Raw genomic sequence first — 14,805 nt, forward strand, 5'->3', positions numbered from 1 at the left:
CGAAACCCGCTGCGCGTGCCGGCGCTGAGTAGAATGCAAGCGTCATGTCAAGCGAACCGATCCATTCCTCCTCTGCTGGCCGTCCACCGCCATCGTCACCGATATGGCGCGACCTCGGCTGGGTCGTCGCCGTGACCGTGCTCGCGGCGGCGCTCGGCGCCGCCTTCGATCTGAGCGAGAAGATCTACCGGTTCACGCGCGGCATGGAGCGCTTCCAGCTCGATGAGTTGCCGGGCACGCTGTTCGTGCTTTCGATCGCGCTCGCATGGTTCGCGTGGCGACGCTATAGCGATGCGCGCCGCGAAGCGCGCCATCGCCGCATGCTCGAGGAACAGGCCGAACGACTGCTCGCCGACAACCGGCGCCTCGCCAGTCAGGCGCTGCAGGCGCAGGAACTCGAGCGCCGCCATATGGCGCGCGAGCTGCACGACGAGCTGGGTCAATACCTTAACGCGATGTCGCTCGACGCGGCGCGCATCCGCGATCTATCGGGCGAGCGCGAGCCGGAGATTCATCGCATCGCGCTCGGGCTGATACAAAGCGCGACGCATGTGTACCGGGAGATCGGCGGCATGATCCGCCGCCTGCGGCCGATCGGTCTCGACGAATTCGGCTTGCCGACCGCGCTCGAACATTGCGTCGACGGCTGGCGCGAGCGTTTGCCCGAGGCGTCATTCTCGGTGACGATCGAAGGCGATTTCAGCGGCCTCAGCGATGCGTTGACGATCACGCTGTACCGGCTCGTGCAGGAAGGACTGACGAACGTGTCGAAGTTCGCGCGCCGCTCGCGCGTCGAACTGTTCATGGTGCGCGCGCCGCGCGAAGACAACGGCACGCAGATCGACGAGATTGTCGTCACGATGGCCGACGACGGCCCCGGCACCGATCTGACGAAGCCGCGCAGCGGGCTCGGGCTGATCGGCATGCGCGAGCGCGTCGAGGCGCTCGGCGGCGAGTTTCACGTCGCGAGCGAGCCGCAGCGCGGTTTTCTGTTCTGCGCGCGCGTATCCGCTCAAGCGGGGCTGGCCGAGCCCGTGAACTGAAGTCCGAGGCGGCTTGCCATCTGCGCGAGCTGCACGCCGTTGTCGGCGCCGAACTTCTGCCGGATCACCGATTGATGGTTGGCCACCGTCTTTTGACTCAAGCCGAGCTTTTCGGCGATGCTCGGCAGCGTGTAGCCCTGCACGAGCAGCCGCAGCACTTCGAACTCGCGCGCGGACAACTGACGCCCCGGCGGCCCTTCGTTGAACGCGGTGCGCAGCGCGAGCGCCTGCGAAATGTCCGGGCTCAGATAGCCGGCGCGTCGGGCGATCGAGCGCACCGCTTCGACCAGCACGTCGGGCGCGCTCGCCTTGGTCACGTAGCCGAGCGCGCCTGCGTCGAGCGCGCGGCGCACGAAGATCGATTCCTCGTGCACGCTGAAGATCAGCACGCGCGCATCGGGCTCGCGCGCGAGCATGCGCCGCATCGCTTCGATGCCGCTCGCGCCCGGCAGCGACACGTCCATCACGACCACATCGGGCCGCAACGCGCAAAAACGCTGGTAGGCCTGCGCGGCGTCGGCCGCTTCCCCGCACACCTCGACGTCGTCGTTCAATTCGAGCAGACGCCGGTAGCCTTCGCGCACGACCGCGTGATCGTCGACGAGCAGAACGGAGATGGTGTCGGCACTCATGATTGGGCTCCGGGTGATGCTCGGTTGTCGCCGGCGGTGTCGGGCTCGCGGGCAGCCGCCGCGAGCTTGCGCGAGTTGGCGTCGTTGCGGAACAGGATCGGCTGTTCGCGCGCCGCTGCTGTCGCCGCGGATTCCGACGCCGCGTGCCGCACGATCTTGACCACGTTCTCGTGAAATGGCGACTTGTCGCAGACAGGATCGGCGTTGGCCGCGTCGCCGGTCAGCAGGTAGGCCTGGCAGCGGCAGCCGCCGAGGTCGTGTTCCTTTTCGTCGCAACTGCGGCACGGCTCCTTCATCCACTGCAAACCGCGAAAGCGATTGAATGCGTCGCTGTCGTACCAGATCTCGCGCAACGGCATCTCCTTCACGTTCGGCAGCGTCAGGCCGGGCAAGCCGCGCGCCGCGTGACACGGCAGCGCGGCGCCGTCGGGCGCGATGCCGAGGAACACCGCGCCCCAGCCGTTCATGCAGCGCTTCGGGCGGCGCTCGAAGTAGTCGGGCACGACGAAGAAGATCTTGCAGCGCTCGCCATGAGTCCGGCGATAACGCGCGACTACCGCTTCGGCTTCTTCGAGCTGCTCGCGCGTCGGCATCAGTTGCGCCTGGTTCTCGCGCGCCCAGCCGTAGTACTGCGTGTTCGCCAGCTCCAGATATTCGGCGCCGAGAGCCAGCGCCATCTCGATGATCTTGTCGACGTGCGGCAGGTTGTAGCGATGCAGCACGCAGTTCATCACCATCGGAAAGCCGTGCCGTTTGAGCGCGGCGGCGACGCGCTGTTTCAGCTCGAACGTGCGGGTGCTGCTCAGGAAATCATTCAACTGCTGCGTCGAGTCCTGGAACGACAACTGGATATGATCGAGCCCGGCGGCCTTCAGGTCGCCGAGGCGCTGATCGGTGAGACCGACGCCCGACGTGATCAGGTTCGTGTAGAAGCCGAGCCCGTGCGCTTCTTCGACCAGCACTTCGACGTCGTCGCGCACCAGCGGCTCGCCGCCCGAGAAGCCGAGTTGCACCGCGCCGAGCGCGCGCGCCTCGCGCAGCACGTCGAGCCATTGGCCGGTGGTCAGTTCGCGGTTGTGATCGGTGTAGTCGAGCGGGTTGTAGCAGAACGCGCAATGCAGCGGACAGCGATAGGTCAGCTCCGCGAGCAGCCACAGCGGCGGCGGCACCGCGGCGGCCGCGCTGCTTTGCGGTTGCCCGCCGGGTTGAGAGCCTGGTTGAGAAAGATCGGTCATCGCACTACTCCAGCCAGCCGCGCCCATGCGCGTCGGCGATGAAAGCCCGCACCTCGTTGCCGATGCCGGTCGCGTTGAACGCCTGTTCGAGCTCGGCGATCAGCGTATCGATGTCGCGTGTGCCGTCACAGCGCTTGAGGATTTCTCCCGCGCTTTGATTGAGTTTCACCATGCCTTCCGGGTAGAGCAGCACGTGCGCGTTCTGCGCAGGCTCCCATTGCAGGCGGAACGGCTTCGCGATCGTGAGCGGCGTGGCGGGGTCGGCGCGTGTGGTGTCGTTCATTGCGGAAACGCCTTCTCGATCGAGTCGAGCATGGTCCACAGAATGTCGAGCTTGAACTGCAGGATTTCGAGCGCGCGTTCCTGCTGATCGCGTCGCGTGAAATGCGCGAGCGTGACTTCGAGTCCGTGCTGCACGTCGCGCTGCGCGAGCGAAATGCGCGAGCGGAAGTACGCGAGGCCCTCGGGCTCGATCCACGGATAGTGCTCGGGCCAGCTCGCGAGCCGGTCGCGATGCACCTGCGGCGCGAACATCTCGGTCAGCGACGAGCACACCGCTTCCTGCCACGGCGCACGGCGCGCGAAATTCACATAGGCATCGACGGCGAAGCGCACGCCCGGCGTCACGTGTTCGAGCGACCACAATTCGTCGCGCGTGAGGCCGACCGCGTCCGCAAGACGCGCCCAGGTTTCGATGCCGCCTTCCGCGCCTTCGTAGCCGTCGTGATCGAGAATGCGCAGCACCCAGCGGCGGCGCGTCGCGCGGTCCGGACAGTTCGACAGAATGGCCGCATCCTTGAGCGGAATGTTGATCTGATAGTAGAAGCGGTTCGCGACCCAGCCGCGAATCTGCTCGAGCGAGCAGCCGCCGCTATTCATCTTCACGTTGAACGGATGGTGGATGTGATAGGCGGTGCCCTTCGCGCGCAACTGCGCTTCGAATTCCTCACGGCTCCAGGCGGGCCGGTCGATGAGCTGGGTTCCCGCCGCACTTGCATCGCGTGTCGGTATCGTGTCCTGAATGTCTTTCGCGTTCATGCCGTCCGTCTCCGTTTTATCGTCGTTCACAGCCGCGCCTGGCTACCTCATCTCTTCGCACTCTTTACTGCGCACTTCAAAGCTCGAAGCTCATTCCGTCGTACGCGACCTCGATTCCATGCTCGCCTAGCATGCGCCGCTCGGGGCCGTCTTCGATCAGGATCGGATTTGTGTTGTTGATATGGATCAGCACTTTGCGCTTCGCGCCGAGCGAATCGAGCGTTTCGATCATGCCGCCCGCGCCGCTCTGCGGCAGATGGCCCATATCCGCCGAGGTCTTCTTCGACAGGCCGAGGCGGATCATTTCGTCGCCGGTCCACAGCGTGCCGTCGACGAGCAGCAGATCGGCCTCGCGCATCGCCGCGAGCACGTGCGGCTCGATCGCGCCAAGGCCCGGCGCGTAGAACACGCGCTGGCCCGATTGCAGGTTCGTCAGCACGAGCCCGATGTTGTCGCCGCGCTCGGGCGCCTCGCGATGCGGCGAGTACGGCGGCGCCTTGCTCGATAGCGGCAGCGCGTCGATGCGGATGCCGGGCAATGCGTCGACGACGAGCGGCGCGCCGTCTAGCGCGATGCGGCGATGCTCGACACCACAGTAGTGCGACAGGATCGGCGCGACCGGAAAGCCGGAGCGCAGGTCTTGCCAGACCGCATCGGTCGCGTACAGCGGCAGCGGCGTGTCGCGTTCGCGCAGCATCAGAAGGCCGGTCACGTGGTCGATCTGCGCGTCGATCACGAGCACCGCGGCAATGCCGCTGTCGCGCGCGCGCCGGGCCGGCTGAAGCTCGGGATGCGCGGCGATCTGCGCGAGCAGATCGGGCGACGCATTGACGAGCAGCCAGTCCTCGCCGTTCGCGCTGACCGCGATCGACGACTGCGTGCGGCGCGTCGCCTTCACCGTGCCGCGACGCACGCCGTCGCAATTGCGGCAATTGCAGTTCCACTGCGGAAAACCGCCGCCCGCCGACGAGCCGAGTACCTTGATCTTCATGCCGCGTGACGCATGCTGCTGCGCTCCTCGTCGATGGTGGGAATGAACATCGCGGCGAGCGCGCTCGCGACGCGTGCATGCAGTGCGGGGTCGCTCGCCAGATGGCCGGCCGCGCTCACGGACTCGACACGCGCGGAAGGAACCGCGCGCGACAGACGCCGCAGATTGCCGTGCGGACACACCGGATCGCGCGAGCCATGCACGGCCGCGATCGATACGCCGGCCGTGGCCGCGCGCCGCGCGAGCGACAGCAAACGCGTTTCGCCGAGCCAGCAGCGATGCGCGAGGTAGTGCGCCTGAATCCGGTATTTGCCGATCAACTTGCGAGCGGCATGGCGTTCGCAATCGTGTGCGTTTCGCTGGGCCCCGCGTTGTTGTGCCGCGGCGCCTCGCGGCGATGCACTCGCCAGCACCGCGTTTTCATAACCGCGCCAGGCCAGCGCGACCGCACGTTGCCGCGCTTCGCGCGCGCCGTATTGCAAGCCGGAGCCGCATCGCGCGGCTAGCGTTGCAGGCTCGTCGCAGCGGGCAGCGGCACGCAGTCTCGACCACGCACGCGGCGCGCGCTTGCGCGACGCGATGAACAAACCGCGCACTTCGCGCGCGGATGTTAGAAACAGGCCGCGCAGCACGACGCCCGTGACCGACTGCGGACACTGTCCCGCATACGCGAGCGCGAGCGCCGCGCCCCACGATCCGCCGAGCACGCCCCAGCGCGCGAAGCCGAGCCGCACGCGAATCGCTTCCAGATCGGCGATCAGATAGTCGGTGCGGTTGTGGCGCACGCTGCCATGCGGCGTCGACGCACCGGTGCCGCGCTGGTCGATCAGCACGACGCGAAAGCGCTGCAGATCGAAGAGCCGCAGCACGCCGGGCTGACTGCCGCTGCCGGGGCCGCCGTGCAGCACCGCGACCGGCACGCCGTCGCGCGCGCCGGCGAGCGCATACCACACGCGATGGCCATCGCGCGTGCGCAGCGTATGCACTTCGAGCGCCGCGGCTGCCTGCGTGGGGTGCGACGAGCTTCGCATCGTCATGGCAGCATCCTCGCGAGCAGGTTGTCGCGATCGATCCACTGATGCTTGAACGCGCCCGCCACGTGCAGCACGATCAGCGCGATCAGCGCATAGCCGATCGCATGATGAAGGCCGAAGAACAGCTCGCGCAGATGCGCGTCGTCCCAGCCCCACTTCGGCAGCAGGATGCCCCAGAAGCGCGAGCCGTAGCGGTTGAACGACGAGCCGAGATACCCGGCGAGCGGCATCGCCACCATACAGACGTATAAAAGACCCTGCGTAGTGCGCGCGGCGGCGCGTTGCCACGGTGGCATCGGCGGCAGGGCAGGCCGGTGAAGGACCACCCGCGCGACGATGCGCAAAAGCACCAGCAGGAAAACCGTCAGTCCGAGCGACTTGTGCAGATTGATCAGCGTCGCTTTGACAGGCAAGCCCTTCGGCAATCCGACCATATAGAGGCCGAGCGCGAGCAGACCGATGATGCCGAGCGCGATCAGCCAGTGCAGCGCGATCAGCAGCCCGGCATAGCGCGGGGCGCCGGCGCTGGCAGTTGCGTTGACGTTGATATCAGGCTTCGCGTTTCGAGAATCCGCTGTCGTCATGCCCTGTCTCCATGCAACATCGTGGCGGGACGTTTCTTTTTTGCCGAATAGCGTTTCAGTCCTGGGCGACATAGCTGCCTTAGCCGGCGATCAGTATTTCGCCGCGGCCGTCGACCGCGAGGTCGCCCGTAAAACGAACCGGCAGACGGTCCGCGCGCCACTGCGAAAACGGCGCGATTTCGGCCGCGAGGCTGCGTATGAGCAATGACCAGAATACGTCGAAACCGTGCCCGCCGCCGGTGAACGTCGGGGGCGGCAAACCCTCGGGTCGTTGCGCGAGCAGCAGCGTGCCGCGCCTCATCGCATACGCATAGTGTGCGCCCAGTTGCCCCGCCACGCCGACGGTCCCCGCCACCAGCCGCGACGCCGCGAAGTCGCCCGCGTTGCCGCCGACCAGCACGAGGCCGCGCCGCATCCGGTCGGCGAGCCGAGCGCCCGCGTTGCCGTGGATCGTCAGCGTGCCGCCGCTCATGCCTTCCATCTCGCCCGTCAGCGCGCCGGCGGCGAAGTCGCCGCTGTCGCCGCGCACCGTCACGCGTCCGCCGCGCATTTCGCAACCGGTGAAGTGCCCCGCGTCGCCGTCGATTTCAAGCAAGCCGCCGCTCATCCTGAAGCCGCTGTAGTCGCCGACCGGGCCGCGCGCGACGAGCCGTCCCCCGTCCATCTGCGCGCCGAGCCGGTCGAGCCACCGCGCGGCGCCGTCGATCAGCAGCGTGGCCAGGTCGTCGCCGGATGCGGGCGCGTCATCGCGCGAAACCTCGAATACGTCGCCGACCACGCAGCGCTCGTTGCCGGCCGGCAGCACGCTGCGCTCGATCTCGGCCACGCTCATGCTCGCCAGCGCCGCCGGTGACAGTGCGGCCGCATCGACGCGAAAGCCGGGCGGTGTTTTCACGCGCAACGTGGTCGTGCTCATGCGCGTCCCCCGTTGAGTCCCGCCGCCAGCTCGTGCAGATGAAAGTGGTACGGCCCGAGCTTGCCGCCGTAGTTGCCCGCCGAAATGCGCAGCACGCCGGCCGCGCGCCCGAGTCCGGTCGCCGCGCCGATACCGGCCGTCATCGCCGCGCCGACGTCGGCGTCGGTCAGACCGTCGATGACGATCTCCAGCACGCAGCCCACGTCCGCGCTCAGCTCGCTGCGCGATGCGAGGCCGATCAGGCTCGGACAGAACGCGTCGTTGGTCGATGCGGTCGCGCCCGCGTACTTCGAGCCGATCTTCGAGCCCGACCGCACGATGCCGCCGGGAAACGGCATGATCACGTTCGGCAGCCGGCGCATCGCTTCGACCGCGGCTTCGGCGGCGGCGAGCGCCGCGCCCTGGTCGCGCGCGAGCAGCAGCAGGTTGCCGCCGCCGACGGCCTTGACCGTCGCCGCCGTGTCTTCGCAGACGAACTCGCCGTCCATCACCGGCACGCGCCAGTAACGGGTGGGGCCGTTCCCCGTGTCGATCATCTTGGCGATCTGCCAGCCGTCGCCGAAAAAGCGCAGCCCGCTGCCGAGCGGCGCGGGGTCCGATAGCGGCGCGCGGCTCGTGGCCGGATCGATGCCGCTGTATACGGCGGTGCTCGGACAGGTGAGCACGCACTGGCCAACACGCCGCCCGATCTGCTTCGCCAGTTCCTTCGTCGACACCGCGAACAGCAGCACCGCGACGCCGGGACGGCCGTCGGGCGTTGCCTCGGGCGCGAGCATGCGCTCGATGCCCGCCTCGCAGCCGCAGCCGATCACCGAGGTCGCGAAGCCCGACAGCGAGTTCGCCGCGTGCATCGCCCACGTTGGCGTGTGCGCGGTGATCACGAGCCGGGTCGCCTTCATCGGGAAGGCTTCGGCGAAGGTCGCGTCGATCGCGGTGCCGTTGATTTCGAGCGGGGCGGGAGCGTTCATCGTGGCCGCGTCAGGTTAGACATTCGACGGGCAACAGCCGGCCGCCGCGGCAGCAGCGGCAGGCTTCGTCGTCGCTGATCGCGGCGTGCGCGAAGTTGCTCGCGAGATTCGCGTTGCTATACGCGCGCAGCGTTTTCTCGATACCGCGATCGAATTCGGGCGCGACGAAATGGATGCCGCCGGTCGGCGTCGCGATCAGTGTGCCGTCGCGCGCGACCAGTTCGCCGTCCTTGAACACATAGGCGGGCGACGTGAACATCCGCTCGCGGTCCGGCTCGTCGCGATAGACGGCGATATCCGCCGCCGCGCCCGCGCCGAGATGGCCGCGATCGCGCAGACCGAGCAGCCGCGCGGGACCGGCGCGCGTGATGATCGCGATCTCGTACAGCGAGAATTCGCGCTCGAGTTCCGGCAGCGCGCTGGCGACCTGCGCTTCGGGATGCAGCTTCGCCAGCTGCTCATCGCGAAACGCTTTATCCATCAGCAGGCGGATCAAATGCGGATAGCTCGTGAACGGTCCGCCGTTCGGATGATCGGTGGTCATCGCGACGCGCCACGGGTCGTCGACGAGCAGGAAGATTTCGAGGCCGATGATCCATTGCAGCGCGTTCACGTAGCTCTGTTCGCGATAGCGGAACGGCACCACCCCGCAACCCGCGTCGCACTCGATATCGCCGACCACCCACTTGTGCGGCCGCGCGAGCGGCGCGTTGCGGAACTGCATCATCGTGTCACCGGAGGCCGTGACGGTCTGTCCGAAGATGATCTGCCCGACGTCGATCGACACGTTCGGCCGCGCGTTCACGGCCTCGGCAATCTGCCGTGCGCCCGACGAAAACTTGCGTGTACCCTCGGTGCCATAGCTGTGAAACTGGATATGCGTCAGATGGATCGGCAGGCCGTCGGCGGCGTCCATCGTCGCGATCGTCGATGCGAGGTTGCCGGGCACGCCGAGGTTGCTCGTATGCACGTGCAGCGGATGCGGCACGCGCAGTTCGGTCAGCGCGCGCGTCAGCGTGCGCAGCACGTCGCGTGGCGTGATGCCGTAGTGCGCGTGCGGTTCGTCGACGTTGAGCGAGCGCTGGTTGAACTTGAACGCGGAGATGCCGCCGGGGTTCACCACCTTGACGCCGAGCGCCTTGCTCGCGTCGATGGTCCAGCCGACGTAGTCGCGCAGACGTTCGAAGTCGTCGCGTGCGGCGAGCATTTGCAGGAACAGTTCGTCGTTGCCGAGCATCACGTACGCGCCGTGATCGATGATCGGCGTGTCGCCCATTTCGAGGTGCGTGTGGCGCGCGTTCGACGGCATCATCGCCGGTTCGAACGCGGCCGTGTAGCCCATTTCGGCGTAGCGGTAGCCGGTCGCGAGCGTGCCCGGCGCGCAGACGCCGCACGAAGGCAGACGCAGATAGCGGCCGTTGTCGTCGCGCGTGGCTTCGTAGGCGGCCTCGCCCAGCGCGTCGGCGCGATGGTCCTCGGGCAGCAGCAGGCGCGACAGATTGGTCTTGCCGCCGCCGATATGCGAATGCAGATCGATGCCGCCCGCCATCACGATCATCCCGGTCGCGTCGTATTCACGATCGACAGGCATGGTGGAGGGAACATCGACGATGCGGCCGTCGCGAAACGTCAGATCGCGCCGCTCGCCGTTGACGTTGTTGATCGGGTCGAACAGCGTGCCGCCCTTGAGCCGAACGAGAGTCATGGCTGATCCTCGCGCGGATTCAGTCGGCCGCTCACTCGTTCGTTCAACTGCGCGGCAATCGACGCCACCGTTTCCAGCGCCACCCCACGCGCGGCGGTGAGCGGCATCACGACGGTACCGTCGACGCGAAACAGATGCCCGCCGCTATCGATGCCCGGTGTCGCGACCGGCACGAACACGGTGTTCGCGCCGCGTGCGCTGGCGGCAGCCGCGAGCGCCGGATGACCGAGCACGATCAGCGCAAGCGCGGGATCGAGCGACGCGGGCCACGCGTGCGGCGCGAAGCCCGCGATCCACAGCAGCGCATCGACCTCGCGTTCGGCGAGCAGCCGCGCCGTCCGATAGCGGTACGGATCATGATCGAGCGGCGCCGCGCCGGTGACGCGCGCCGGCATCGACACGCGCGTGCGCAGCGGCAAGCCTGACAGCCACGTGACGGTCTGATTGACCGTCAGCGCGCCATCGTCACCGCCGAGTGCGACACATGCCGCGCGCGTCGTGCGATTCACGGCCTTGACGATCCGGTTCAGCGCTTCGATCAGCAGCGCCGCGTGCGGCGCGGGCAGTGCGGCCGGTTCATAGACGACCACGGCGTAACGCGCGCTGGCGATGCGTGCCTGAAGTGACGCGAGCGCGGTTGCCACGTTGGCGTGGTTGCCATTGCCGTGACTTAGCGCGGCCGCATCGCGTCCTTCGGCGAGCGCCGACCACAGCGCAAGCGTGTCATAGGGATCACTGTCGCGCAGCAGCGAGTCGATACGCGTTTGCGCGAAACCGGCCGCCGCCGGGTCCGCTTCGCAGCCGACGAAGACCAGTTCGCGCGCGAGCTCGGTGCCCGCCAGCGCGCGCGTGAAGAAGCGCGGGTAGCGCAGCGACGGCTGACAGCCGAAGAACACCAGCAGGTCGGCGCGCGCGCGCACTTCGGAGAGCGTCGTGAAGAACGCGCCGCGATCCTGCAACGCGAGCGTCGCGGGCGTCAGCGCATCGCCGTGCAGATGATCGAGGATCGCGCCGCAGGAGGCGGCAAGCGGATACAGCGCGCGGGTGCCGGCGACGTCGGTGGCGAGGCCGCCGAACAGCGGGCGGCGCGCGTTCGCGAGCAACTGTGCGGCGCTCGCCAGCGCGGTATCCATGTCGACTTCGTTGCCATCGACCACGCATCCGCATTGCGCATCCGCCGCGCCGTACTGCGCGAGTGCGTGAGCGAGCCGCGAACATTCGGTGTCCGGTACTTCGAGCGTGCCGTCGTCGTGGGAAGCGGCGACCAGGTCGTCGCATAGCAATGGGCAGAACGGACAGATCCAGTCGCGTGTGAGCGTCGCGGCGCGCGTTGCGCTCGGGCTAGGGGGCGATGGATCGATGGCGGGACTATGCATGGGCCAGGTTTAGCAAGCTCCATGCCGATCTTTGGACGACGCATCGGCGGGCGAGCGCCGCGCCGAAGCGGGCCGCGCTTACGGTCATGCCGCTTTGCATTCAGCGGATCGACCTGCGCGAAGTACCGGCGGCAAGCGTGCCCGATCGTGCGTCGGCGCGCGGGTTCAAGGGCCCGCTGCGCCATACAAAATGTGTGCCGTTCTGGAGCAGAGTGTCACACGCAAACTGTCCGGCTTGTGTTGCGTTTACAGACAGCGCTGTCAGAACGTGTGGCATGGAAATTGTATGGAAGGCCTACGCTGAATCGGAAGGCGCGCAGTCGAGCTGCCGGTCGTGCAGCGCGGACGCCACCAGCCAGGCGCTTGCGCCGGTGGCCGCCGCGGCGGCCAGATCGGCCTGATTGCGGATGCCGCCCGCGCCGATCAGCGTGGTGTGCGCGGCGGCTTGCGCGCGCAGGCGCTCGAATGTCGCGAGGTCGGGGCCGGCGTAGCTGCCGACCTGGTCGAGCGTCATCGCGATCACGCGCGACGGCCACCATGCCGACGAGCAATCGAGCGCGGTCGCGGCGAGCAGTTCGCCGGCGCGATGATCGAGCGACAGGATCGGCGCGAGGCCGGCGCGCTGCGCCGCGTGCACGGCATGGATTTCGCGAAGCGTCTCCGAGCCGAAGACAGGCACGACGGTCGCGAGGCTGGAATTGGCGGCACGGCGGTCGGGTTGATCAACAGCAGCGTCGATGCGCTCGAACAGCGCGCGCATCGATGCGTAGTCCGCGAAGCCCGCGTCGAGCCACAGTTCGATGCCGGGCAGCGCGGCGCGCAACGCGGCGAGCGTCGAAGCATGCGCGCCGCGCTGCAGGATGGCGCCGAGATCGGCGATATAGAGCGTGCGCGCGCCGCTGGCTTCGAGTAGCGCGCGGGCGGTAGCAAGTGGGTCGCTCGTCGCGACGAGGCGGGACTGGATGGGCCGATAGGCGTTCCGCTCGCCGCGTACCGCGCGGACGACCTGGCCGTCGAGCAGATCGAGAACAGGTATCACCTGCATAGAGGGGCGCTTTCCTTTGACCAAGATCTTTGTTTATGAGTATCTCACCGGCGGCGGCATCGACCCCGCGCTCGCCGGCGCAGGCAGTCTCGCCGATTTGAGTGCGCTGATCGTCGAAGGACGCGTGATGCGCGACGCGCTGGTCGCCGCTCTGCGTGAACTGGACGGCGTGCAGGTCACGTTCGCGACCTCGCGCTTCGAAACACGAGCGCCGGGCGACGCTCATTGTATGGCCGCGCCCGGCGAATCGATGACGGCGTTCGTCGCGCGCGTCGCGCGCGAGCACGACTACGCGTGGGTCGTCGCGCCGGAATGCGACGGCCTGCTGCTGCGCTTTCACGATGCGGTCGGCACCGCCCGGTGGCTCGGCTGCGCGAAGGAAGCGATCCGCGTCGCGTCGAGCAAGAGCGCGACCGCGGCATGTCTTGCCGCGCATGGCATTGCGACGACGCCGGCGCTCGAACCCGGCGACCCAGCCGCGCAGCACGGCGGCCGCTGGGTCGTCAAACCGGACGACGGCGCGGGCGGCCTCGACACGATCGTCTACGAGCGCTTCGCCGATGCCTGCGCCGAGTACGAGGCGCGCGCGGCCGCGGCGCGCAATCCGGTGCTGCAGGCGTGGGTCGACGGCGAGCCGTTGAGCCTGTCGCTGATCTGCCGCGGCGACGCGACCAAGCTGCTCAGCATCAACCGTCAGCAGATCGGGCTGAGCGGCGGCGACGCGCCGGGCGAGGTTGCGCGGATCGTCGAGTTCGACGGCGTGCTGGTCGATCAAATCGACCAGCACAGCGACATGGGCCGCGCGCTCGACACGCTCGCGCATCGCGTCGCGCGGGCCATCCCGGGTTTGCGCGGCTTCGTCGGCATCGATGTCGTGTGGCATCCGCAACGCGGGCCGGTCGTGATCGAGGTGAATCCGCGTCTGACGGTCGCTTATGCGGGGCTGTCGGCGGTGCGCGGCAGCGGCCTGACGCGCGCGCTGCTGGCCGCGCATGGCGTGCGACTCGAGCGCTGCGGCGCGGCGCGCGCCAATCCGCTCACATTCGAGGTGCGTCCTTGAGCCCCGCCCGTTCGAACCCGGCGGTGCGGTTCGGCTGGGACGTCGGCGGTGCGCACGTGAAGGTGTCGCTCATCGACGGCAGCGACGCCGTGCTCGACGTCGTGCAATGGCCGTGTCCGCTGTGGCAGGGGCTCGACCATCTGCAACGCACGATCGACCTCGTCTTCGAGCGCTGGCCGCAGGCCCGCACCGAAGCCGTGCAGCATGCGGTGACGATGACCGGCGAGATGGTCGACCTGTTCGCGGACCGCGCCGAAGGCGTGCGCGCGATCGTGGCCGCGCTCGCGCAGCGGCTCGGTTCGTCACTGCGTTTCTACGCCGGCGACGCCGGCTGGCTCGCTGCCGACGACTGCCCGGCCGGCTGGCGCCAGGTCGCGTCGGCGAACTGGCTCGCGACCGCGAGCTGGGTCGCTACCCGCATGGCGAACGCGCTGCTGATCGACATCGGCAGCACCACTACCGACATCATTCCGATCGTCGACGGCCGGGTCGTCGCGCGTGGCGCGACCGATGCGGGCCGGCTCGCGAGCGGCGAACTCGTGTATCACGGCGTCGTGCGCACGCCGTTGTGCGGCGTCGCGCATCGGATCGAATTCGGCGGCGCCACGCTGAACGTGATGAACGAATGGTTCGCGACCACCGCCGACGTCTACCGGCTGACGGGCGAACTGGACCCGCTGCACGACGTGCAGCCGAGCGCCGACCAGGGACCGAAGACACAGGCGGCGAGCCGCGCGCGGCTCGCGCGCATGATCGGGCACGACGCGCACGACGCGTCGGACCTCGAATGGCTGCAGTTTGCGCGGCGCTGGCGGGCGCTGCAGGTGCGCGAAATCGGCGCAAACCTGATGCGCGTGGTCGCCGCGCAGCCGTCGCTCGCGGCCGCGCCGCTGGTGGGCGCGGGCTGCGGCCGCTTCCTCGTCGCCGCCTTGGCGCGCGACGAAGCGCGCGGCTATATCGACTTCGGCGCGTTGGCGGGCGTGCCCGATGCCAGCGCGGCGTGGGCGGCGACCTGCGCGCCGAGCGTGGCGGTCGCGCTGCTGGCGGCGCGCGAACCGGGAGCGCAGCGGCGAAGCGCGTGTGGCGTGGCAGCGCGCGCGGCATGAGTTGACCGGCGCGGCGCCGCCCGAAGACGGGGCGCCAGCGCACGAGTAGCGCAAAGAGGGACAGTGGGGACG

General features: G+C 68.3%; 15 protein-coding genes. 3 read left to right on the top strand and 12 right to left on the bottom strand.

Annotated features, from left to right (window positions below; all coding sequences use genetic code 11):
- Positions 1 to 44 precede the first annotated feature (44 nt).
- Positions 45 to 1,043 (top strand): histidine kinase, encoded by a 999-nt coding sequence (locus G5S42_RS15105; protein WP_176107451.1) that lies wholly within the window; start codon positions 45 to 47, stop codon positions 1,041 to 1,043.
- On the opposite strand, the gene G5S42_RS15110 is transcribed toward G5S42_RS15105, so the two are convergent.
- From G5S42_RS15110 to G5S42_RS15165, 12 genes are all read right to left on the bottom strand, one after another.
- Positions 1,013 to 1,675 carry a response regulator gene (locus G5S42_RS15110; RefSeq protein WP_013091038.1) on the bottom strand — a complete coding sequence of 221 codons (663 nt, stop codon included), beginning with the start codon at positions 1,673 to 1,675 and terminating at the stop codon, positions 1,013 to 1,015. The two genes, G5S42_RS15105 and G5S42_RS15110, sit on opposite strands and share 31 nt — an antisense overlap.
- The gene (pqqE, locus tag G5S42_RS15115) at positions 1,672 to 2,910 is read right to left on the bottom strand and encodes a pyrroloquinoline quinone biosynthesis protein PqqE (RefSeq protein ID WP_176107453.1); all 1,239 of its coding nucleotides are present in this window, start codon (positions 2,908 to 2,910) and stop codon (positions 1,672 to 1,674) included. Before pqqE ends, G5S42_RS15110 begins: the two co-directional genes overlap by 4 nt.
- Positions 2,911 to 2,914: 4 nt before the next feature.
- Positions 2,915 to 3,193: a pyrroloquinoline quinone biosynthesis peptide chaperone PqqD gene (pqqD, locus tag G5S42_RS15120; protein WP_176107454.1), complete on the bottom strand. Its 279-nt coding sequence runs from the start codon at positions 3,191 to 3,193 to the stop codon at positions 2,915 to 2,917.
- Positions 3,190 to 3,948: a pyrroloquinoline-quinone synthase PqqC gene (pqqC, locus tag G5S42_RS15125; RefSeq protein WP_176110533.1), complete on the bottom strand. Its 759-nt coding sequence runs from the start codon at positions 3,946 to 3,948 to the stop codon at positions 3,190 to 3,192. The genes pqqD and pqqC overlap by 4 nt, the downstream gene beginning before the upstream one ends.
- 76 nt (positions 3,949 to 4,024) lie before the next feature.
- Complete coding sequence (pqqB, locus tag G5S42_RS15130) at positions 4,025 to 4,939, bottom strand: pyrroloquinoline quinone biosynthesis protein PqqB (RefSeq protein WP_176107456.1); 915 nt, start codon at positions 4,937 to 4,939, stop codon at positions 4,025 to 4,027.
- Positions 4,936 to 5,976, bottom strand: a complete 1,041-nt coding sequence (locus G5S42_RS15135; protein WP_176107457.1) for an alpha/beta fold hydrolase — start codon at positions 5,974 to 5,976, stop codon at positions 4,936 to 4,938. The genes pqqB and G5S42_RS15135 overlap by 4 nt, the downstream gene beginning before the upstream one ends.
- Positions 5,973 to 6,557: a cytochrome b gene (locus G5S42_RS15140; RefSeq protein WP_376776878.1), complete on the bottom strand. Its 585-nt coding sequence runs from the start codon at positions 6,555 to 6,557 to the stop codon at positions 5,973 to 5,975. Before G5S42_RS15140 ends, G5S42_RS15135 begins: the two co-directional genes overlap by 4 nt.
- Before the next feature lie 79 nt (positions 6,558 to 6,636).
- Positions 6,637 to 7,473, bottom strand: coding sequence for a formylmethanofuran dehydrogenase subunit C (locus G5S42_RS15145; protein ID WP_176107459.1), 837 nt, complete (start codon positions 7,471 to 7,473; stop codon positions 6,637 to 6,639).
- Positions 7,470 to 8,441 (bottom strand): formylmethanofuran--tetrahydromethanopterin N-formyltransferase, encoded by a 972-nt coding sequence (gene fhcD, locus G5S42_RS15150; protein ID WP_176107460.1) that lies wholly within the window; start codon positions 8,439 to 8,441, stop codon positions 7,470 to 7,472. The genes G5S42_RS15145 and fhcD overlap by 4 nt, the downstream gene beginning before the upstream one ends.
- A gap of 10 nt (positions 8,442 to 8,451) precedes the next feature.
- A complete protein-coding gene (locus tag G5S42_RS15155; protein WP_176107462.1) occupies positions 8,452 to 10,146 on the bottom strand; it encodes a formylmethanofuran dehydrogenase subunit A in 1,695 nt (564 codons plus the stop codon).
- Positions 10,143 to 11,522 carry a molybdopterin-binding domain-containing protein gene (locus G5S42_RS15160; protein WP_176107464.1) on the bottom strand — a complete coding sequence of 460 codons (1,380 nt, stop codon included), beginning with the start codon at positions 11,520 to 11,522 and terminating at the stop codon, positions 10,143 to 10,145. Before G5S42_RS15160 ends, G5S42_RS15155 begins: the two co-directional genes overlap by 4 nt.
- 295 nt (positions 11,523 to 11,817) lie before the next feature.
- Positions 11,818 to 12,567 (bottom strand): HisA/HisF-related TIM barrel protein, encoded by a 750-nt coding sequence (locus tag G5S42_RS15165; RefSeq protein WP_176107466.1) that lies wholly within the window; start codon positions 12,565 to 12,567, stop codon positions 11,818 to 11,820.
- A 16-nt stretch (positions 12,568 to 12,583) separates the two neighbouring features.
- On the opposite strand from G5S42_RS15165, the gene G5S42_RS15170 reads away from it, so the two are divergent.
- Both G5S42_RS15170 and G5S42_RS15175 read left to right on the top strand, forming a co-directional pair.
- Entirely contained in the window at positions 12,584 to 13,627 is a 1,044-nt protein-coding gene (locus G5S42_RS15170; RefSeq protein WP_176107467.1) for an ATP-grasp domain-containing protein, read from the top strand.
- Positions 13,624 to 14,733 carry a hydantoinase/oxoprolinase family protein gene (locus tag G5S42_RS15175; RefSeq protein WP_176107469.1) on the top strand — a complete coding sequence of 370 codons (1,110 nt, stop codon included), beginning with the start codon at positions 13,624 to 13,626 and terminating at the stop codon, positions 14,731 to 14,733. Before G5S42_RS15170 ends, G5S42_RS15175 begins: the two co-directional genes overlap by 4 nt.
- Positions 14,734 to 14,805: the final 72 nt, after the last annotated feature.

The organism is Paraburkholderia youngii (assembly GCF_013366925.1).
Lineage (GTDB): Bacteria > Pseudomonadota > Gammaproteobacteria > Burkholderiales > Burkholderiaceae > Paraburkholderia > Paraburkholderia youngii.